General features: G+C 62.9%; 13 protein-coding genes and 8 pseudogenes. 7 read left to right on the forward strand and 14 right to left on the reverse strand.

What is annotated here, in order from left to right:
* Window positions 1-223: 223 nt before the first annotated feature.
* Together QCE49_RS33655 and hpxZ are read left to right on the forward strand one after the other, a co-directional pair.
* Window positions 224-505 (forward strand): annotated as a pseudogene (locus QCE49_RS33655) (helix-turn-helix domain-containing protein); the annotation flags it as partial.
* A pseudogene (hpxZ, locus tag QCE49_RS33660) lies at window positions 505-857 on the forward strand (oxalurate catabolism protein HpxZ). The pseudogenes QCE49_RS33655 and hpxZ, both read left to right, overlap by 1 nt.
* A 387-nt stretch (window positions 858-1,244) precedes the next feature.
* Here hpxZ and QCE49_RS33665 read toward each other — a convergent pair.
* Both QCE49_RS33665 and QCE49_RS33670 read right to left on the reverse strand, forming a co-directional pair.
* Window positions 1,245-1,631 (reverse strand): annotated as a pseudogene (locus QCE49_RS33665) (N-formylglutamate amidohydrolase); the annotation flags it as partial.
* 93 nt (window positions 1,632-1,724) lie between these two features.
* A pseudogene (locus tag QCE49_RS33670) lies at window positions 1,725-2,835 on the reverse strand (porin).
* Between the two features lie 353 nt (window positions 2,836-3,188).
* Between QCE49_RS33670 and QCE49_RS33675 the strand changes: the two are divergent.
* Window positions 3,189-3,380 (forward strand): annotated as a pseudogene (locus tag QCE49_RS33675) (RND transporter); the annotation flags it as partial.
* A gap of 315 nt (window positions 3,381-3,695) precedes the next feature.
* Here the strand turns inward: QCE49_RS33675 and QCE49_RS33680 are convergent.
* Together QCE49_RS33680 and QCE49_RS33685 are read right to left on the reverse strand one after the other, a co-directional pair.
* Window positions 3,696-4,655, reverse strand: a pseudogene (locus QCE49_RS33680) (MFS transporter); the annotation flags it as partial.
* A 395-nt stretch (window positions 4,656-5,050) separates the two neighbouring features.
* Window positions 5,051-5,947: a LysR family transcriptional regulator gene (locus QCE49_RS33685; RefSeq protein WP_250460429.1), complete on the reverse strand. Its 897-nt coding sequence runs from the start codon at window positions 5,945-5,947 to the stop codon at window positions 5,051-5,053.
* A gap of 93 nt (window positions 5,948-6,040) precedes the next feature.
* Between QCE49_RS33685 and QCE49_RS33690 the strand changes: the two genes are divergently transcribed.
* Entirely contained in the window at window positions 6,041-7,039 is a 999-nt protein-coding gene (locus QCE49_RS33690; RefSeq protein WP_250460431.1) for an NAD-dependent epimerase/dehydratase family protein, read from the forward strand.
* Window positions 7,040-7,555: 516 nt separating this feature from the next.
* Here QCE49_RS33690 and QCE49_RS33695 read toward each other — a convergent pair.
* Entirely contained in the window at window positions 7,556-7,981 is a 426-nt protein-coding gene (locus QCE49_RS33695; protein WP_175983202.1) for a cupin domain-containing protein, read from the reverse strand.
* A gap of 75 nt (window positions 7,982-8,056) precedes the next feature.
* Window positions 8,057-8,884, reverse strand: a complete 828-nt coding sequence (locus QCE49_RS33700) for an AraC family transcriptional regulator (RefSeq protein WP_250460442.1) — start codon at window positions 8,882-8,884, stop codon at window positions 8,057-8,059.
* Window positions 8,885-9,529: 645 nt separating this feature from the next.
* Between QCE49_RS33700 and hutG the strand changes: the two are divergent.
* Window positions 9,530-10,291: pseudogene (gene hutG / locus QCE49_RS33705) on the forward strand (N-formylglutamate deformylase); the annotation flags it as partial.
* A gap of 185 nt (window positions 10,292-10,476) precedes the next feature.
* On the opposite strand, the pseudogene QCE49_RS33710 reads toward hutG, so the two are convergent.
* From QCE49_RS33710 to QCE49_RS33745, 8 genes and pseudogenes are all read right to left on the reverse strand, one after another.
* A pseudogene (locus QCE49_RS33710) lies at window positions 10,477-10,626 on the reverse strand (SDR family NAD(P)-dependent oxidoreductase); the annotation flags it as partial.
* A gap of 271 nt (window positions 10,627-10,897) precedes the next feature.
* Window positions 10,898-11,917, reverse strand: a complete 1,020-nt coding sequence (locus QCE49_RS33715) for an ABC transporter substrate-binding protein (protein ID WP_008345505.1) — start codon at window positions 11,915-11,917, stop codon at window positions 10,898-10,900.
* Window positions 11,918-11,941: 24 nt separating this feature from the next.
* The gene (locus tag QCE49_RS33720) at window positions 11,942-12,850 is read right to left on the reverse strand and encodes an SMP-30/gluconolactonase/LRE family protein (protein ID WP_008345503.1); all 909 of its coding nucleotides are present in this window, start codon (window positions 12,848-12,850) and stop codon (window positions 11,942-11,944) included.
* 27 nt (window positions 12,851-12,877) lie between these two features.
* Window positions 12,878-13,864 (reverse strand): ABC transporter permease, encoded by a 987-nt coding sequence (locus QCE49_RS33725; RefSeq protein WP_175983205.1) that lies wholly within the window; start codon window positions 13,862-13,864, stop codon window positions 12,878-12,880.
* On the reverse strand, window positions 13,861-14,811 hold the full coding sequence (locus QCE49_RS33730) for an ABC transporter permease (RefSeq protein ID WP_008345494.1): 951 nt from the start codon (window positions 14,809-14,811) through the stop codon (window positions 13,861-13,863). Before QCE49_RS33730 ends, QCE49_RS33725 begins: the two co-directional genes overlap by 4 nt.
* On the reverse strand, window positions 14,808-16,289 hold the full coding sequence (locus QCE49_RS33735) for a sugar ABC transporter ATP-binding protein (protein WP_250460433.1): 1,482 nt from the start codon (window positions 16,287-16,289) through the stop codon (window positions 14,808-14,810). Before QCE49_RS33735 ends, QCE49_RS33730 begins: the two co-directional genes overlap by 4 nt.
* 33 nt (window positions 16,290-16,322) lie before the next feature.
* Entirely contained in the window at window positions 16,323-17,357 is a 1,035-nt protein-coding gene (locus QCE49_RS33740; RefSeq protein WP_008345492.1) for a substrate-binding domain-containing protein, read from the reverse strand.
* Window positions 17,358-17,641: 284 nt separating this feature from the next.
* Window positions 17,642-17,989 carry a hypothetical protein gene (locus QCE49_RS33745; protein ID WP_250460435.1) on the reverse strand — a complete coding sequence of 116 codons (348 nt, stop codon included), beginning with the start codon at window positions 17,987-17,989 and terminating at the stop codon, window positions 17,642-17,644.
* 558 nt (window positions 17,990-18,547) lie between these two features.
* Between QCE49_RS33745 and QCE49_RS33750 the strand changes: the two genes are divergently transcribed.
* Both QCE49_RS33750 and QCE49_RS33755 read left to right on the forward strand, forming a co-directional pair.
* Entirely contained in the window at window positions 18,548-18,727 is a 180-nt protein-coding gene (locus QCE49_RS33750) for an MbtH family protein (protein ID WP_175983208.1), read from the forward strand.
* A gap of 24 nt (window positions 18,728-18,751) precedes the next feature.
* A complete protein-coding gene (locus QCE49_RS33755; RefSeq protein ID WP_250460437.1) occupies window positions 18,752-19,648 on the forward strand; it encodes a cupin-like domain-containing protein in 897 nt (298 codons plus the stop codon).
* Window positions 19,649-19,750 lie beyond the last annotated feature (102 nt).

The raw sequence follows: 19,750 nt of genomic DNA on the forward strand, positions 1-19,750 counted from the left end.
ACGTGGATTCAAACCGTTGAAAACAGAGCCAATCACACATCAAAAACACGACATCTGTATTTAGCCGGTGGTACGACATTTCAATTTTGCTTTGACAATAAGTGTAGGTCCCAAGTTCAAATGTCGTGTTTCTGCTAAGTAGAGATGTCGTGTTTCTGCTAAGTAGAGATGTCGCGTTTTGGCGTAGGTTCGTCGCCACACAAGCGTTTCAGGAGCGCGGGCGATGAACACGATTGGGACCATCACGATGTCGATGCGTGAACTGGACCGACTCAAGGCGATTCAGGCGGTCGCCGACGCGCGACTCAAACCCGAGCGTGCGGCCGAACGGCTGAACTTGAGCGTACGGCAAGTCGAACGCCTGGTGTGGCGTTACCACGCGGCCGGCGTGGCCGGTCTGGTGTCAGGCAAACGCGGACGCCCGAGCAACCATCAATTGCCCAACGGCGTGGCACAGCGCGCGCTGGCGTTGATCCGCGAACGCTACGAGGACTTCGGGCCGAGCTGGCCGAGGTCGAAGCGGCCTTCGACGCGTACGAGACCGCACTCGTCACGAACGACGTCGCGATGCTCGACGCGCTGTTTTTCGATACGCCGCATACGCTGCGCTACGGCGCCACGGAAAACCTCTACGGTTACAAGGCGATCCGCGCGTTCCGGGCTGCACGACCGGGCAAGACACTGGCGCGCACGGTGACCGCGCGCGTCGTGACCACATGCGGCGATGCCTTCCCGTCGCGAACATCGAGTTCCGGCGCGATGGCGATCCGCGCATCGGCCGGCAGACTCAAACGTGCGTGAAGATGCCCGAGGGATGGCGCGTCGCCAGCGCGCATGTAAGCTCGATGGGCGCGTAGCGGCGCGCCTGGCCGACTGCCTGACCAGCAGCGGCCGTTGCGCATCACCGTGAAATGCGTCATTGCGAGGTCAATTCCGTTCACGCGACGCAACCCGATGAATATTCGATCTGCATCGGAAGCACGTCACTTGCTGCGCAAAGTCCAGCGACGATCGGAAAGAGGGTCGACGTCCGGCAAGTCACGTCGATGCTGTGGCCGATGACCGGCTCGCCGACGTCAATCCAACGCCACGACCGCATCGAGCGCGCCGCCGACCATCGCGCGCAGCGTCGGCTGGATAGCGTCGGCTTTCTCCGGCAGATACACGAACGGCGGCGCTTCATCCATATACGCGGACTGACACATTTCCAGTTGGACCGCGTGAATCCCGTCCTGCGGCGCGCCGTAATGGCGCGTGATGAAGCCGCCCTTGAAGCGCCCGTTCGCGACCCACGTGTAATCGCTTTGCGCGGCCGCATCCGTCACCGCCCTCGTCACCGATTCCGCCGCCGTCCTCCCATCCTGCGTGCCGATGTTCAGGTCTGGCAGCTTGCCGTCGAAAAGACGCGGCAGCACGCTCGCGATCGAGTGCCCTTCCCACAGCAGCACGTTCCCGTGCATCTCGCGCAGACGCGCAAGCTCGGCGGCGATCGCATCGTGATACGGCTGCCAGTACGCTGTCACGCGACGCTGCTTTTCGGCGGCATCGGGAGCGCAGCCTTCGCGATTCATCTGCTCGCCGCGAAACGTCAGATCGGGGCACAGGCCGGTCGTCGTCTGGCAAAACCTCATCCCGCAGCCACGCCTCGATTGCGCGGTCACGCTCGCGTAGTGCACCAAGCGCAAGGCACATGACTACTTCGGCCGAAAAGAAACGTCGGCGCGTCAGAAAATATGCATCATGCCGATGTACGCGCCCGTCTGGGATTGCCCCGCGAGCGGACTCGTGCCCCGGATCGGCGTCGCGCGGCGTGGCGAAGACGGAGAACGTACCGTTCGCGCTGTTGCGCACGTAAGCGACCGTGCTGTACAGAAATGTGCGCTTGGTGAAGTTATAGGTCGTGCCGAGAACATAGAGCATCGCGTGGCTCGCCGGGTCATGCGATGCGTCGCCGCCGCCCTCGCCCACGTGGACATAGAAGCCCGCCGCCGTGACGGCCCAAGCGGGCGTCGCCTGATAGGTCGCGCCGAGCCAATAGTGATCGGCGGTGCTGGAGAGGCCCGCGGGCGTGTCGGGCGCGGAATAGTGCGTGTAGGCGGCCTGCACTTTCCATCGATCCACCTTCAGGTTCGCGCCCACGAAGAGTTCGCGCGACGCCTGAAATACGTTGTTCATCTGGCCATTCTGGCTGCGCAGTTCGTCATAGATGCCGCGCACGTCGAAAAGCGGCGAGTGGTAAGTCAGCATGATGCCGTCCGAGCGGCCGAACTCGCCCGCCGCGCCGGAGTTGAACGCGCCCGCCTGACCGCCCAGCGAGTACTGTCCTTGCACGTCGAACCCATGAAACACGGGGCTGTGATATTCGACGTTGTTGCTCGTCTGCTGCCAGTTGCGTCCGCGCACGAGTGATGCCGATGACACCGCCTGTTGCACGAAGGGATCGAATTCCCAGACGCCGTCGCTGTCAATGAACAGATTGCGGCCCGCCTGCAACTGCCCGTATGTCTTCGAGCTCAGTCCGACATAGGCGCGGCGCGACCAGAGACGTCCGCCCCCCGTGGTGCCGTTCATGATCTGGATCGCAGTTTCGAGATTGAACACCGACGTCAGGCCGCCGCCTAGATCTTCGTTGCCTTTGAGGCCCCACATGCTGGTGCCCCAGTCGCCGCCCTCGGCGCTCCATCGCGCGGATGTGCCGCCGGTACCGTTCGCGATGTGATTCAGATATTCGATGCCCCCGTCGAGGCGTCCATACATCGTGACGCTGGATTGCGCCATGGCGCCCGACGCGACAAAGGTGAAACCGACCACCGCTTTCCGTACACAACCTTTCATGTTCGGTTCGACTCCGTTGGGGGTCCGCTCGGATGCGCGGAACCGATGCACGCGAACATAGCACCATCGCGAGAACTCGGCACAGATCCAGTAACCGCAACGGTCAAGAACTGGAAGATGATCTCAATCGAAGTCCGTTTGCTGCGTCCCGCGCAGCTAGCGATCCAACGGGCAGCCGCGAGCAGCCATACTTCAGCCGGTCGAGGTCGCCATCGGTGATGCTACTTGTTTCGCCAAGCAAGCTCGCTTTCAGTCCCGAACGTCGCTAAGACCTTAGCGCGCACGTCGGACCTCGATGGTCGACACAGCTACGCAGATAAGAGCGTTCCATCCACCCTTTCGTGCTCAAGGGGACGAACCGCTATCAGGCCGGCTCGGTTGACTATCTCAATGTCGCCAGCGCGCAGACCATTGCGCTCGAGAACCAGCGCAACGGCGAGACGATCGAAGCGCGCCGACTGAATGCTAGCGTTCGACTGCTCAAGGCGCTCGGAGGCGGCTGGGATCGCACGGCGCTGCGCGACACGGCGGCCGCAGCGCAATGACACCGTTGTCGTTTCGGCACTAGCTTCTCCGACCTTCAAACCTCCGTACAGACAGGAATTAGCAAATTCCTGCTGTACGTGGAATCGAGGCATGGTCATCGGATCGACGCCTGCATTCGCGTACGCCCTGACGCGCGCCAGCGGCCTCTGACTAAGCAACCTCGGCTTTCGACGGCGCCTCAAAGAAAGACCGTTGATATTGAGGGAATGAAGGCGATCGCGATCAATCCGAGAAGCAACATACCGAGGTAAATCCAGATTCGCCTCGAAGCGCAGGCGAGCTCCAGAGCGCCGCGCCGCGCGAGATTTTCATGCTCAGGCTGCCTCCGTCTTGCCGACCATGTGCCCGGATCGCCCTTTGCGCGTCAAGAGCAGCAACGTTGCGACACTGACGAGCGTAAGGATGGCAAGCGGCATGAGCGCGAGGGAGTAACTGCCCGTTGCCTCCTTAACCCAGCCGTAGACGTTCACCATGAGGCCGCCACCAAGCAGATTTGCGATGGCGTTAATCGTTGCGAGGCCCGCCGCCGCCGCGCTGCCGGAGAGCATGTCGCCAGCGAGCGCCCAGAAAGGCCCTTTGAACGCATAAGCACCGACCAAAACGGCACAGAGCAGGCAGATCGTCGGGAGCAAGGCGCCGCTAAGCGACGTGGCGAATAGGCCCATACCGATAAGAAGCATCGGAATGACTGTGTGCCAGCGACGTTCCTTTACTCGGTCAGAGCGTCGGCCCCAATAGACCATCAACACGCACGCCAACGCGTAGGGTACGGAGTTAATGAGGCCTGTCTGCATAACGGTCAGGCCGTACGACTTGAGCAATTGTGGCTGCCACACGTTCAGGGTGCTACCCGCAGCCGACGCACAGGTATCGACAAGAGCAAGGCAAAGGACGTAGCGGTTTCGGAAGAGCTTCGTCAGCGGCATATCCAAGACTTTTTTTGGCGCCTTCGTCTCTGTCGCAAGTTCATTGGCGAGCCACGTGCGCTCTTCCTCCTTGAGCCATCTCGCTTGCTCCGGCTTGTTAGTCAAGAAGAACAGGCACATCAGACCAAGAAGCACAGTCGGCAGGCCTTCAAGGATAAAAAGCCAGTGCCATCCGCGCATCCCTGCGATTCCATCCATTTGCAGAAGCAGTGCGGATAGTGGTGAACCGACGAAGTTACCAAGCGGGATCGCCACCATGAATATAGCAACGATGCGAGCGCGGTACGACGCCGGAATCCAGTACGAGAGGTACAGTAGGACCCCCGGAAAGAAACCAGCCTCGGCAGCACGCATGGTGCCGAGATTCCGTACGTATTCAACACCCCTTCGTTGACGCGCTTGAGTTCATCGGCGTGCACATGGCTGTTCGGTTCGCTCGGCAATCAGAACGCGCGGCTCTCACCTCGCTGCCCGCGTCAAGTTTCTGGATTGACCTCGCCCAGAACGGTCAAATGCCTCTTCCTCCGCTGGTAGCACGCGCTATAACATGCGCTGTCGCGTCTCGCGGAGAATCATCGATACGGGATCGAACAAATCCGTCGTGCCCATGCGAACTGGTTGCGCCGCTCGTCGAAGCTCCGCTGGAAGTGTTTCGGAAGACGGGTGCGGACTGCGCCGTGTCGATGCCTCGCGCCGACGCTCACAGTGAGGCTTGCGGATGCGCGTGTCGCCCAGTCGCGGCGTTATCGCGCGTACTGTTCGAGCGCGTCAGCAAGGGCATCGAAGGTAGCGCGGCAGCGCGGGCTCGCGCGCAGATCTTCGTGCATCGTCACCCACGTTTCGAGCCGGAGCGCGAACGCTTTCGACAGCACGCGTACGAGACCATCACGGCGCGCAATCGCGACATGACATCCGCCGATTCCCGCACCCGCGCGGATCAGTGCGAGTTGCGCGAGATCGCTATCGGCGCGCATCGAAAACAACGCGTGACGAAAACCCGGCAACGTGCGGCTCACATCGCGAATGAACGCGTTTGGCTGGTCGTAGCCGATGACCGCGTGTTCTGCGAGCGCCGCCATGCTGCGCGGCGTGCCGTGACGGTCGAGATAATCGCGCCGCGCATGAAGTCCGACCTCGATCACGCCGACTCGCCGCGCGACGAGTTGCGTCTGGCGCGGGCGCACCATGCGCACGGCAATATCCGCTTCGCGCCTCAGCAAGTCCTGCACGCGGTTCGACAGCACGAGTTCGACGATCAATCGCGGATGCCGCTCGCGCAGCGCGGCGATGACCGGCGGCAGCACTTCGACCCCGACCACTTCGCTCGCGGATACGCGCACGACGCCCTGCACGCCCGCGCCGTCGTCGCCCGTGTGGCCGCTCGCCGCGCGCTTGAGCGATGCCGCCGTACTCTGCATCGCTTCGGCGTGCGACTGTAATGCAAGCGCAACGTCGGTCGGCTGAAGCCCGTTCTGCGAGCGCGTAAATAGACTTACCTTCAGCGCCCGTTCGAGCGCTTCAACGTGCCGCCCAGCCGTCGGCTGCGTGATGCCGAGCGCGCGCGCTGCACCCGACAGCGAGCCCTCGCGCAGCACTGCGAGGAACGTTCGGTAAAGCTCCCAGCCGATGTCGTCTGCCATACGTTTTTGAATATCGGATCAACGAGGTTCGCCAATTTTAATGTGTCCGCGAAGGGCGGAGAATGGCGTCATCGACAACCTGGGAGGCGTGACATGGCGCAAGGCGAAACGGTTCTGGTACTTGGGGCGACGGGCGGCATCGGCGGGGAAGTTGCGCGGCAATTGCGCGATGCGGGCTGGCGCGTGCACGGGCTGCGGCGCGGCGCGGGGGCATCGAAGGGCGACGGCATCGACTGGATTCACGGCGACGCGATGAACGCGGCCGACGTGATGCGCGCGGCACAGGGCGTATCCGTGATCGTGCACGCGGTAAATCCGCCAGGCTATAAGCGCTGGGCCGAACTGGTGCTGCTGATGACCGACAACACCATCGCGGCGGCGAAGGCGCAGGGCGCTACCATCGTGTTGCCGGGCACGGTCTACAACTTCGGGCCGGACGCGTTTCCATTCATCGACGAAGACGCGCCACAGCATCCCGTCACGCGCAAAGGCGCGATTCGCGTGGAAATGGAAGCGCGTCTGCAACGCGCGAGCAAGGAAGGCGCGCGAGTGCTGATCGTGCGCGCGGGCGATTTCTTCGGGCCAAGAGCGGGCAATAACTGGCTCGCGCAAGGACTCGTGAAGCCAGGAAAGCCGGTGGCGAAGGTCAGCAATCCGGGTGCGCGTGACATCGGGCATCAATGGGCGTATCTACCCGATGTCGCTCGCACGATGGTTGAACTGCTTGCGCACCGCCATTCGCTCGATGCGTTCGCGCGCTTTCACATGAGCGGTCATTGGGACGAGGACGGCACCGGCTTTGCCGACGCGATCCGTCGCGTGGTCGCGCGGCGCACCGGGCGGGCGCCCGCTGTCGTCGGCTTTCCGTGGTGGCTGCTCGCGCTTGCCGCGCCGTTCAACGTAACATTCAGGGAGCTTCAGGAAATGCGCTATCTATGGACGACGTCCGTGCATCTGAATAACGCGCGGCTCGTGCAGACGCTCGGGCACGAGCCGCATACGCCGCTGGACGTGGCCGTCGAAAAGACGCTCATCGGACTCGGATGTCTCGCGCCTGATGTTCGAGCTTCGCTATCGAGCCTCGCTCCGTAAAGCGAGCGGCCGTTAAGATCCCCGCAGTACGTGAGCCTGCCGTCCGGCTAAGCATTCTGGCTTCCGCGCAATGCGGACGATGCTCGACTGGTAGCGTATTCAGGAACGGGTTCGCTCGGCTCGAAACTGTCGCACGACGAAACGTTCGAGCCCGCCCCACGAATCGCGTGTGCCTGACCGAGGGTGATTCTTCGGGCGGTTGATTGTCTTGCCCCCTTCTCAAAGGCATATCCTGAAGATGGTGACCTGAGATGTTCTTGAAGGCGGACGGAAACGCAGACGATTAGTTGCGCTCTGTGTTTCCTCGCGATTGTCGCCGGTTCACCAGCCATGGCCGAGTGGCAGGCGCCGGGCTGTTTCGACCGGCACATGCCTTGTGTCCTCAAGCGAATCGCCGGTGGAACTACCTGGCCCCACACGAGAGCGGACGTTGAACTGGAATCGACGCAATCGCGCCCTCGGAGAATCGCCCGTATCCGCCCGCCACGTCTCACCGGTCATACCCCGGTGGCCGGCTCAAATCCACTGGTCGTTCGCGACAGTACGCTCGCTTGCCGCGCCGTCGCCTGTGTTCACGACACCTCGCGGCTCGATAAGCAGCAGCTTGACTTCTGCGTTTGCACAGGGCTTGTGCTCGACTCCCTTCGGCACGACTCCCAACTGTCCGGCACGTAATACGATCGAACCATCGCCTGAAGGCCCTGCCCGAAAATCGATACGCAGTTCGCCATCGAGGACGATGAACGCTTCGTCGGTATCGGCATGTCGGTGCCACTCGAACTCGCCTTCGACCTTGACGACCTTGAATTGATAGTCGTTCATTTCCGCGACAACGCGCGGTTGCCAGTGATCGTTAATCTGCGCGATCTTGCCGATCAGATCGATGGTGTCGCACTGGCCGCGCGTGACCGGAGCGGTGGAATGGTTCGAGGATTGGGACATCGTTCTCTCCGTTCAAAGGTTGATGCGTTGAGGATACGCATGCTCCTTCCGGTCGTATTGAACGATCGTGGCGTTTTAGCCGCGCGGAACGCCGCCCGCGACTTGTAACCAGCGCCCTGGCGTCAGCCCAAATGTCTTCGAAAAGTGTCGCGTCATATGACTCTGATCGGCAAAACCCGCGGCTGCAGCAGCGCAAGCGAGCGAGGTGCCAGCGAGCAGCATGTGGCGCGCTGCATCGAGGCGCCGCATCGTCAGATATCGATACGGGCTCGTGCCGTAGAACCTGCGAAAATCGTGCGACAAGCTCCAGCGATCGCGACCCGTCACCGCTTCGAGTTCGTCGAGCGCGACAACGCGCGAGCAATTTGCGTGCAGATAGTCGCGTGCACGCCGCGCCGCGAGGAAGTCCCCTTGGGCTGTTCTTGCAGGCGTACCAGTGACGGCGGCCAAGGCATTCGCCAACTCGGCAAGTGCATCGCTCTGTTCAAGCGGCTCGAGCGTATAGCTGACATGCTGCAGCAACGCTACGGTCGCAACCTCGAGGCGCCGATCGGTAGTCACGCCGCCTTCGAGGAACGGCAGCGCTTGTCCGCCGAGCACTTCCTGAAAGAGAGCGGGTTCCACGTAGACCATCCGGTATTGGAACCCCTCATCGGTGCCCGCCTGGCCATCGTGAGCCTCATCGGGATGCAGTACGAGCGTGTTGCCCGGCAGGCTGTTCCGCTGGCTGCGCCGATAGTTGAAACTCTGAACGCCAGCGAGCGTGCGGCCGATCGCGTAGGTGTCGTGGCGGTGCATGGAGTATGCGCTGCCGTGAAACCACGCTTCGATGCGCTCGACGCCTTCTATCGGCTCGGCGCGCCTTACCCAGTCGGGGGGTAAGACCGCTGCTCGTAGATTCATGATATATGGCCCCGGATGGCCGCCCTGTGCTGATGCGGTGCAGATCTCAAGGCGGTGCGCGCGCAGGCGAAAACCGAATTGTCGCACGTGCGACGACGCGCCACATGCGCCTAGCGCATTCCTACGCAGTGGGACTTCCGCGGCCCTAAACGTCGGCTTGAGGAACGTGGACGGCCGTTCGGTGTTGGGAAGATCCGCTGCCGGCCGGGAACTTGTGGGCAGTTGCAACCACTGACTGCTTTCCAGCGACGGGTTTGAGGAGGTGACGGGCGCGAACCAACCCAGAACCGCCGTTACCTGGACAGGGTTTTGGCGTCGGGTAACGAAATACACCGATCATTCGACTGCAGGTCCGAAATCTAAAGATGACTGAACGGGATGTCATGTCGGCCGCAGCCTGATCGAACGACGCGTCAAACGAGGCAATGTGTTCGAACGACCATCGCTGCTTCGTCCGACCAGTCGACTAACCCCGCGAGTGTCTCAAGCTGACAGCTCCAAACTCAGGAGAGAGCTAACAGCGCCTAGCGGCGTCCGGTCGAAGCGACATTGGCGCTGCCCCGCCAGGGTACCGACTGCGACCTTCGCATTGCGGTACTGCTGCGCCTGAACATAGCCTTAGGTAAGCGATAGTGCAAACCCTCTCATCTCGGCACGCACATTCCCGACGCCCTGCGCGACCGGTACACGGATATCGCGCTGACGGTCGCGGATACTGACTGGCACCTCGACCGCCTCTACGGCTTCGCCCGCGCACTCGGCGCGACGATCCTCGGCGCGCGCGTGTCGCGCTACGTGATCGACCTGAACCGGCCATCGAACGACGAGAGCCTGTATCCCGGGCAGACCGCCACGTCCCTGTGCCCGACGGAAACGTTTCGCGGCGCGCCGCTGTATCGCGAAGGCTGCGCGCCCGACGCGGCCGAGCGCGATCGCCGGGTGGCGACTTGCTGGCAGCCGTATCACGACGCCCTTCAGGAAGAGCTGACGCGCCTGCGCAGCCAGCATCGGAATGTGCTGCTCTGGGAAGCGCACTCGATCGCGAGCGTTCTGCCGCGCCTTTTCGAAGGCAAGCTTCCGGACTTCAACATCGGTACGCAGGATGGCCGCACCGCCGCGCCCTCCGTGCAGGAAGCTATACAGCGCGTCGCCGCGGCGAGTCCGTTCACATGGATTGCGAACGGCCGCTTCAAGGGCGGCTTTATCACGCGGCACGCCGGCGCGCCGCAGGAAGGCGTGCATGCGGTGCAACTGGAGATGTGCCAGTCCACCTATATGAGCGAAAACGCACCGTTCCACTATCTGCCCGAGGTCGCGAAGAAAGTGGAGCCGGTGGTACGCGGCATGGTGAATGGCGCGCTCGACGCAATCGTCAAGCTGACTGCGAACGCCTCGCGGGCGAAATGAGCGCGAGACGTCCTTGCCGCAGGACGTCTCGGCAATACCATCTGAACACCACGACCAGAGACGCTCTGGCCAATACACGCTTGCCGAGCTTCATCAGCGCTCGGAGCAGGCGATCAGGCTGGCGGGCGACGAGCCAACCGCATCAACGCGCCGTGTACCCGCCATCGACAGGCAGCGATATCCCGCTCGATCATCTCGAGCGCGACGGCGCGGGCGACCATCGCGGCGCCCCGCGCATTGACGGCCATCACGCGGTCGAATGCGTCCGCGTCGAGTTCCAGCGGCGATTCGAGCGATGCAATGCCCGCGCAGTTCACGAGACCGTCGAACGCTTCGAAGGGCTCCGTGCGTCGTCGATGAGCGAACGGTGCGCGCCGACGTATCGAGAACGACGTCGACCGGGAACTCGTCTCCCCAGTTCGTGAATGTCCAAGCGCGCACGTGCTCATTCTTGGGCGATACGATGCGCGTCTTGGCGCCGGCTTCATCGAGCGCCTGGCGGGGCTCGCCATTTCCACTTGCTCAAATCCTTCCCGCGACCAAGATCGCAACCTTTAGCCCCTTGAGAGAATCATTCGTCGTGTTTCCATTTCCGATGATAGGTGCCTACTTCTTCCCATCCACGACGGCGACGACCTCGTCGCGCGTGTACTCCTTGTTCGCCAATGCACCAACCGGCGTTTTGGCCAGCACCGCGTCGAGTTCCTCCGGCTTCACTTCCAGAACCGGCATACGGATGTCGTGCGGCATCTTCTTGCCGGCGAGAAGCTGCTGCGTCACCCAGAAGGCGAACGAGGACGCGCCCGGCGGAATCGTCACCGACATCGTCTCGTAACCGCTCTTCTTCTGTTCGGCCCACCAGGCGAGTTCTTCCTGCCGGTTGCCGAGAATGATGATCGGCGTCGGCCGCCCCGCGGCCTTGAGCGCCTGCGCGGTGCCGAAGCCGTCGCCCCCTTGCGTGAGCACGCCGTCGACCTTCGGCAAAGTCGGCAGGATGCCCGCGACCTGCTTCTGCGCGACGGTCTGCGTCCAGTCCCCGTGCACCGAACCGACGATCTTCATCCCCGGATACTTCTTGAGTTCGTCGACGATGCCCTGATGAATCTCGTCGTCCACGGAGACGCCTGCGAGTCCGCGAATTTCGAGCAAGTTGCCCTTGCCGTTCAGCCGCTTCGCCAAGTAATCGACCTGCATGCGGCCCATGCCCTGAAAATCCACGGCAATCCGATACGCGCACGGCTCGGTTGCGATGCCATCGAACGATACGACCGTCACGCCCGCGCCGCATGCCTGCTTGATGACGCCGTTGAGCGCCGTGGGCGAAACGGCATCGACGGCGATGGCCTTGAAGCCTTGCAAGATGAGATTCTGGATCTGCTGAACCTGCTCTGTCGCCTGGCTTTCGGCTGTCGTGAAGCTGGGCGCCGCCGCGACGACCTTCTGCTTCACGGCCGGATCGGCGACGTTGGCCCAGCTCTTGAGCATCTGCTGGCGCCAGCTATTTCCCGCGTAGTTGTTCGACAGCGCGATCTTCATCGACGACGTATCGCCCGTCGCGACCTGCGCCGACGCGCCCGCCGACGCCGCGACCAGGCACAGCGCCACGGCCAGTGTTGTGATTCTCATGCTCGTCTCCTGTTATTGATGTTTTTACCGTCCCGCGCCACGCACGCCGACATGCAGCGAATAGATCGATGACGTCGCCGTAATGAACAGGCGATTTCGATGGATGCCGCCGAACGTCAGGTTCGCGACGACCTCGGGAATGAGGATCTTGCCGAGCAGCGTGCCGTCGGGTGCGTAGCAGTGCACGCCGTCCTCCGCGCTGGTCCAGACATTGCCGTGCTCGTCGACCCGCATGCCGTCCGGCACGCCGCTCTGCATCTCGATGAACACGCGTCCGTTACGCAATACGCCATCGCCCGATACATCGAACACGCGGATATGACGCGGCGCTTCTTCGTCGTGGGAAGCGGCCGAATCCGCGATGTAGATCTGCGATTCGTCCGGAGAAAACGCGAGGCCGTTCGGCTTCGCGAAGTCGTCGCAGACGAGATGCACACGCGCGCCGTCGGGCGATAGGCGATACACGTTGCATCGGCCGATCTCGCTCTCTGCGCGATAGCCTTCGTAGTCGCTCAAGATTCCGTAGTCGGGATCCGTGAACCAGATGTCGCCCTTCGAATCAACGACGACATCGTTCGGCGAGTTCAGCCGCTTGCCTTCGAAATGCGATGCAAGCACGGTCACGCTGCCGTCGTGCTCCGTGCGCGTCACGCGCCGCGCGCCATGCTCGCAACTCACGAGCCGCCCTTCGCGGTCGCGCGTGTTGCCGTTGCTGTAGTTCGACGGCGCGCGAAACACGCCGACGCCCATTCCCGGCGCCCAGCGCAGCATGCGGTTGTTCGGGATGTCGCTCCAGACGAACAGGTCCGTGGCCGGAAAATAGACCGGTCCTTCCGCCCAGAGGCATTCGTCCGTCACTTTGGAAAGGAACGCGTTCGGCTGCAGCAGCAGCCTGAAACGCGGATCATGCACTTCGAAATCGCTGGGTTTCATGTCTCCTCGTCCTTTGTGGATTGCGTGTCAGCGCGCCGGTTTTCCGCCGGCGGCGACCGTCACCGCGATGATGAGCACGCCGTACACGATGGAGCGCACGCCGGCATCGGCGCCGACCGCGTTGAGCGCGGCGTTAGTGAGAAACAGGAACATCGAGGCGCCCCATACGCCGACGATCGTCGCCTTGCCGCCCGTGACCAGCGTGCCGCCGATCACGACCACGGCGATCGAGATCAGCATGTACTCGACGCCCATATCGAGCGACGCGCCGCCTGATGTCGCCGCGAGCAGCAGCGCCGTGAGCGCCGCGATCATCGACGAAAGCACGTAGGCAAGGCAGCGCGTGCGATGCACGTTCACGCCCGCGAGCCACGCGGCGCGCGCGTTCTGTCCGATCGCCGAAAGCCTGCGGCCATACACGGCGCGATGAAGCAGCACCGCGAGCGAGACCGACAAGGCGAGCGCAACCAGCGCGATATACGGCACGTTGAAGAGCCGGCTCGTGGCGAATGCGCCCAGCGCGGGCGGCGGCGGCGGAAGCTGGCGCCCTTGCGTAATGGCGATCGACTGGATGATGAAGCTCGACGACAGCGTCGCGATGATCGGCGGAATGCGCAGCAGCCGGATCAGCATGTAGTTCGCGATCCCGACCGCGACGCCCACGCCGAGCGCCGCCGCGACGCCGAGCGCAATCTGGCCGTTGGAGCCGCCCATCGCGTGCATGCCGACGACGCCCGCGAGCGCGATCGTCGACGGCACCGAGAGGTCGATGTTGCCGACACCCGACGTGATGACGAGCATCTGCCCGAGACCGACCAGCACCATGAACACGCCGTAGGTGAGGGCCGTCTGCGCGACATTGCTCGCGATGCCGAAGCCGAAGATGCCGACGATACCGAACCACACGAGCACCGTGCCGACGAAAGACCACGCCCAGGGCGCTTGAACGCCCTTCAGCCGTTCCCACGCGGTATCGTTGTTGGCGAGCGCTTCACCGGAAGTCTGCGATTTCATTGCCGTTCCCCGCGTTGCAGCAGCACGCGCAAGGACAGCACGACGATCAGGATCGCGCCCTGCATGCCGACTTGCCAATCCGCCGAGATGTTGAGAAAGGCGAGGAACGACGCCGCGAGCGTGAGCGTGATGGCACCGAGCACCGCGCCGATGACCGATACGCGCCCGCCGACGAATTCGCCACCGCCGAGAATGACCGCCGCAATCGAGAGCAGCGTGTAGCGCAGCGCAAGGTTCGCGTCGGCGGAGGTCGTGAGCCCGAGCAGCGAAAGACCCGACAGCACGCCGAACACGCCCGCGATGCCGTAAAGCGTCGCCTTGCTGCGCACGAGCGACCAGCCGAAGCGCCGCATCGCGCGCGGATTGCCGCCCGCGCCGCGTATGCGCACGCCGGCCGAGGTGCGCATCAGCAGAATGTGCCCTGCGATGGCAATGAGCACCGACCACACGATCGGCGCGGCGATGAACGGCGTCTGATAGCTCATCGCCGTGCCGAGCCAGCCGGGGCTCGCGCCGCCCGGCGAAGGCAGCAGCACGATGGCGAGCCCGCTCCACACGAACGACAGCCCGAGCGTCACGACGATGGACGGAATCTGCCGCAGTTCGATCAGCGCGCCGACGGCTGCATACGCGAGCACACAGGCGACGAGCGCGAGCGCGCCGAGCCACGGCTCCTTGACGAGCAGCGTCGCGCCGATGCACGCGACGAGACTCACGAATGGACCGATGGACAAGTCGAGATCGTTGACGGTGATGATCGCGAGTTGCGCAAGCGTGGCGAGCACGATCGGCACGGCCAGATTGAGCAGCAGGCTCGACCCGAAATAGCTCATCACGGCGGGCTGCATGACGAGAATCGGCACGAGCACCGCGACGAGCGAGATGGCGGGAAGCAGCGCGCGCAGACGCGCTTGCGTGTCCCGGAAGGTGATGCGCGCGGGGGTCATGCGGCCTGCTCCTCGAAGCTCGCAGCGAGCAGCGCTTCTTCCGTGCATTCGTCCGCATGCAAGACGCGCGTGACCGCCGACGAGCGAAAGACATACGTGCGGTCGCAATGCGACAGCTCTTCGTTTTCTGTCGTGTACCAGATGAACGTGCGGCCTTTCGCGGCTTCGTCGTGAACGAGCCGGTAGATGTCGCGCTTGGTGCCTACATCGACGCCGCGCGTCGGATCGTCCATCAGAATGAGCTGCGCGTCCGACGACAGCGCGCGCGCAAACAGCACCTTCTGCTGGTTGCCGCCCGAGAGCGACAGGATGCCCGCGCTTATCGGCGCGCCGCGTATGCCGATCTTCGTGCGCCACGCTTCCACGAGCGCGCGCGCCGCCGCGCGATCGACGAGTCCGCGCTTGCGCTTCGCGCCGCCGAGAAGCCACCGCAAATCGAGATTCTGCGCGATGGACCACACCGGGAACACGCCGTCGCGCCCGCGATCGCCGGCAACGAATGCGGCTTTCATGCGGCCCGCGCCGTGGCTCGTCGCCGCCTCGTAGATGGCGAGCAGCGCTTCGGTCTGGCCTTGGCCCGCGAGTCCGGCGAAGCCGACGATCTCTCCGCGCGATGCCTCGATCAGCGTATGTTTCCTTCCGCCGACGTTCCAGCGGAACGGTTTGTCATCGCTTTGTGCGTTGCGTATGCGGGCGGCCGCCGGCGTTTTCTCCGCTTCCAGATGCTGGCCCATCGCCTGAATGATCGACGCACGGTTCGCCTCGTTGCCCGGCAGCACGCCGACGATGCCGCCGTCGCGCATCACCATCACACGATTCGCGACGCGCTCTATCTCGCCGAGCATGTGCGTAATCAGCAGACAGGTGATGCCGCTCTCTGCCGCGCGCCGGACGAAGGCAAGCAGTTGATCGGCGGTATGGGCATCGAGCGACGAGGTCGGCTCGTCGAGGATCACGAGACGCACGGGCGCGCCCGTCACCGTGAACCCGCGCGCGATCTCGACCATCTGCTGTTGGGTGAGCGTCAGATCGGACACGAGTTCGTTGCCCTTCAGTCCGTTGCCCGGAAAAATCTCTTCGAGCTTGTCGCGCATGAGCGCCGTTGCCGTGCGCCGCCAGCCGCGCCCGCGCAATTGCGGATGCACGATCGTCATGTTTTCCGCGACCGTCAGGTTCGCGCACAGCGAGAGTTCCTGAAAGACGCAGCGCACGCCGGCCTTGCGCGCGGCGTTGGCGTCGTAGTGCGGCGCGCTTTGGCCGTCCACTTCGATACGGCCCTGCGTCGGCGCATACACGCCCGCGAGCACGGCCATGAGCGTCGATTTGCCCGCGCCGTTGTGTCCCGCGATGCCGACGCATTCGCCGCGCATGAACGCGAAGTCGATGTCCGCGAGCGCGCGCACCCGGCCGAAGGTCTTGCCGACGCCTTCGAAGCGAATCAGCGTGCGCTCGTCCTCTGTATTGATAGTTGCGCCCATTCACATGCCTCCATGCGTGGCGTCATCGAATGCTTATTTCTTGTCGAGCAAGGCCACGGTCTGCGGCAGCGTATAAGTGACGTCGGCGATTCCACCCGGCGGCGTCGCGGCGAGCCTCGCCGGCAACTCCTGCTGCGAGATGGCGAGCAGCGGCACGTTAATGGTGACTTCCTTCGGAATCTTCTTGCCCGCGAGCACTTGCTGCGCCACCCAGAACGCGAACGAGACCGCGCCCGGCGGATTCGACAGCGAGCGCGACTGATAACCGGTCTTCGCCTGCTCGCTCCACCATTGCAGTTCGGGATAGGTGCTGCCGATGACCATCGGCGGCGCGGGACGATTGGCGGCCTTGAACGCCTGCGCGATGCCGAACGACATCTCGCCTTCGGTCGCCACGCCATCGACTTGCGGTAGCGTCGGGAGAATGCCGGCCACAGCCTTCTGCGCGACCGATTGCGTCCAGTCGCCGTTCACCGAGCCGACGAGCTTGAGCCCCGGATGCTTCTTGAGCCCTTCGAGCACGCCTTCGTGCATGAGGTTGTCGACGGAGATGCCGGCCACGCCGCGCACTTCCAGTATGTTGCCGTGGCCATTGAGCTTCGTCGCCAGATAGTCGACGCCCTGCTCCGCCCAGCCCTTGAAGTCGAAATTGACGCGATACGCGCACGGCTCGTCGACGACGCCGTCGAACGAGACCACGACGACGCCCGCAGCGCATGCCTTCTTGATGGTGCCGTTGAGCGCGGTCGGCGAAACGGCGTCGATGACGATCGCGTTATAGCCTTGCAGGATCAGGTTCTGAACCTGCTGCGCCTGCTCCGTCACCTGATTCTCGGCGGTCGTGAAAGCGGGCGCGGCCGCGATCTTCTTGTCCGCCACCGCTTGCTGGGCGACGGCGTTCCAGCTCTTGAGCATCGACTGCCGCCACGCGTTGCCCGCGAAGCTATTCGACAGGGCGATTTTTTTTTGCGTGGTGTCGCCCGTTGCGACCTGCGCGTGCGCGGCGCCTGCGAGCATGCAGACGGCGAGCGCGAGCGCGGCTCTTGCCTGCACTCCTTCACGGAACATCGGGTTGTCTCCTTTCATTTTTCTTGTGGAGAGGCGCTGCGCGACTTCATCTACAGCACGCCCCTTCCGGGCGCATCGGGCGCGGTGCCGATGCGACGCTTCCAGTCAGTCTGCTTGATTCGTCCTGCGGTCAGGCCAATCGCGGTGGTCAGGCCACTCGATCGCGGAGCCAGTATAACGACAGTTTCGCGATTCGTGCAATTGCGCGCGTTACCGGTAACAGCGTGGCGCAGCGGCTTCGCCCCGGCTCACCAATCCCGCGGCATTGACGACGTGGATATTCTTCAGGAACGATGCCTCGCCGGGCCGCTTCTCCACATATTCGAGCGCATCGTCGCGTTCGCCGGATGCGGGCGTGTAGCGGTCGCGCCAAAGCAGCCCATGATGGGCGATGCCGGCGAGTTCGGGCCGCGCATGCAGATCGACCGTGTAGCCCGTGCCGCGATCACGAAATCGAATTCGAACGTGCCGTCTCCCGCACGCGCGCGCACGCGGTTGTCATCGACGACGGCTTCGTGCCAGGGCGCAGCCAGATGCAGATGGAAGTTCGCATGACGCGCCACGCGTTCGATGGCGTCGGCGGGTGCAGTCGAGCCCGCGCGACGGAACCGCAGCGCCTGGCGCCAGCGCACGGCATCGCGGAAAGTTATCGTATGCGCCGGGATACGCGCGTGCGCGGCTCACCGGGACCGCAGTCCATGTTTGAAGCACTCACAAACTCGGGCGAGGTGCACAGCGCACGCTCTTTCGAGTTAAGACCGAGTCTGTGCCGGTCTGCATGCAAATGCCGGGCGCTTTGAATTAGAAAACCAATCCTTGATACGCTTCTTTTATTGCGATCGAGGCCATCGGGAAGCGCTTCCATAGCTGCGTACCTCGTCGCCCAAGGGCAGCACACGCGTCACAAGCAACTCGACGTGCCTTGCGCCGAGCGCGATGTGGGCATCGCGCAAAGCACTCGTCACGCGAGACATATCGAACTCGGTAAGGCCCCCGCAATTTCCCTTGCTACCAATCCGAAGCCGATATTAAATAGCGATGCATTCCTCACGTCTTTTGCAAGGTGCTCGTCGCATCGAGTGCGCGCCACGCTCGACGCACGCTATGGCTCTCGCGACACCTCATTCAATGCTAACTCCCGGCGCTTATATTTCGTTGCAATCCGAAGCACGAACGAAGGGAGCAACAGCGTGGACAATCCATTCGACGACGATCAGGGCACATTCCGTGTGCTGATCAACGAATCGCAGCAGCGCTCGCTTTGGCCCGCTCATCTCGAGGTTCCGGACGGCTGGACGGTGGAGTATCCAGATTGCTCACGCAGGCAATGCCTGGACTACATCGAACAGAACTGGACTGCACGGTCCTGATGATTCTCGATCTGGGAGTGGGAAATGGCCAAGCGCATTGTGAAAGTGATCGACCTCGTTCCGGGACGCAGCGTTCAGCTTCCGTCCATCGATAATGAAACGCTCAGACACGGACACTTCTGGAGCGACCATGTCTGCGCTCAGAAACCTGTTGTCATCAGAGGAGCGGTGCGCAACTGGCCTGCTCTCCGGAAATGGAACGCACCCGGCTATCTCGAAGCATTGACGGATAGCGAAGTCGGCATCTCGGATGCGTTCAACGCCTCGCCCACCGGTCTCTGGTATGCAAATCTCCCGAAGCTGAAACTCAATCAGGCCATTGCGCGTCTGCGCGACGCAGGGCCGGACGAGACGCATGCGATCCGCGCGCTCCCTATTCCGTCGGAATGGAAACCCGATCTCGGCCATTATGAGTTTCTCGAAAGAGAGCACGATCGACCGCCGCGCGCATATGCACAAGACCGGCTCTTCATCTATCGGAATGCTTCGACCGAATGGCACTACCACACGACCGACGAGACGCTAACCACGCAGATCATCGGCACCAAGCGCATTTCCATGTTCAGGCTGTCCAGTGAAAACTGGCAAGCGTATGCCGTGCCGATCAAGTCCAATCTTCATCACATGAATGATGGCGCGCGCTTCTTTCCCGCGGATGGTGCACTGACGAAGTTCGAAACCACGCTTGCGCCCGGCGACGTTCTCTATATCCCACCGTTCTGGTGGCATGGCGTCGATCCCGCCGATAACGATTTCGGCATCACACTCGCTCATTGTTTCAGAACGCCGCTCAATCGCCTCGGTTCACTGAGCGATCCCGCGGTGAAAGACGTCATCCGCGCGCAGCACAGCGCCATGCTCGCGTTCCGGATGAGAGCATTCGTCGCCCTCGGTTCGCTTTCGAGGCTCGTGACTCCCTGAGTTTCACATTCCTACCCGCGGCCAATCGAGGCGCGTTTGCGTCGCTTTACGCCGCCGCATCAGTCTGACGAACACGCAAGGACCTGTGCCAGATGCAACCAC

Source organism: Caballeronia sp. LZ008 (genome assembly GCF_031451435.1).
GTDB classification, from domain to species: domain Bacteria; phylum Pseudomonadota; class Gammaproteobacteria; order Burkholderiales; family Burkholderiaceae; genus Caballeronia; species Caballeronia zhejiangensis.

What these genes read in the sequence shown, in the direction of transcription:
- QCE49_RS33685 (WP_250460429.1), bottom strand. Translation starts at nt 5,947, where the DNA reads ATGGCAGACGACATCGGCTGGGAGCTTTACCGAACGTTCCTCGCAGTG.
- QCE49_RS33690 (WP_250460431.1), top strand. Translation starts at nt 6,041, where the DNA reads ATGGCGCAAGGCGAAACGGTTCTGGTACTTGGGGCGACGGGCGGCATC.
- QCE49_RS33695 (WP_175983202.1), bottom strand. Translation starts at nt 7,981, where the DNA reads ATGTCCCAATCCTCGAACCATTCCACCGCTCCGGTCACGCGCGGCCAG.
- QCE49_RS33700 (WP_250460442.1), bottom strand. Translation starts at nt 8,884, where the DNA reads ATGAATCTACGAGCAGCGGTCTTACCCCCCGACTGGGTAAGGCGCGCC.
- QCE49_RS33715 (WP_008345505.1), bottom strand. Translation starts at nt 11,917, where the DNA reads ATGAGAATCACAACACTGGCCGTGGCGCTGTGCCTGGTCGCGGCGTCG.
- QCE49_RS33720 (WP_008345503.1), bottom strand. Translation starts at nt 12,850, where the DNA reads ATGAAACCCAGCGATTTCGAAGTGCATGATCCGCGTTTCAGGCTGCTG.
- QCE49_RS33725 (WP_175983205.1), bottom strand. Translation starts at nt 13,864, where the DNA reads ATGAAATCGCAGACTTCCGGTGAAGCGCTCGCCAACAACGATACCGCG.
- QCE49_RS33730 (WP_008345494.1), bottom strand. Translation starts at nt 14,811, where the DNA reads ATGACCCCCGCGCGCATCACCTTCCGGGACACGCAAGCGCGTCTGCGC.
- QCE49_RS33735 (WP_250460433.1), bottom strand. Translation starts at nt 16,289, where the DNA reads ATGGGCGCAACTATCAATACAGAGGACGAGCGCACGCTGATTCGCTTC.
- QCE49_RS33740 (WP_008345492.1), bottom strand. Translation starts at nt 17,357, where the DNA reads ATGTTCCGTGAAGGAGTGCAGGCAAGAGCCGCGCTCGCGCTCGCCGTC.
- QCE49_RS33755 (WP_250460437.1), top strand. Translation starts at nt 18,752, where the DNA reads ATGGCCAAGCGCATTGTGAAAGTGATCGACCTCGTTCCGGGACGCAGC.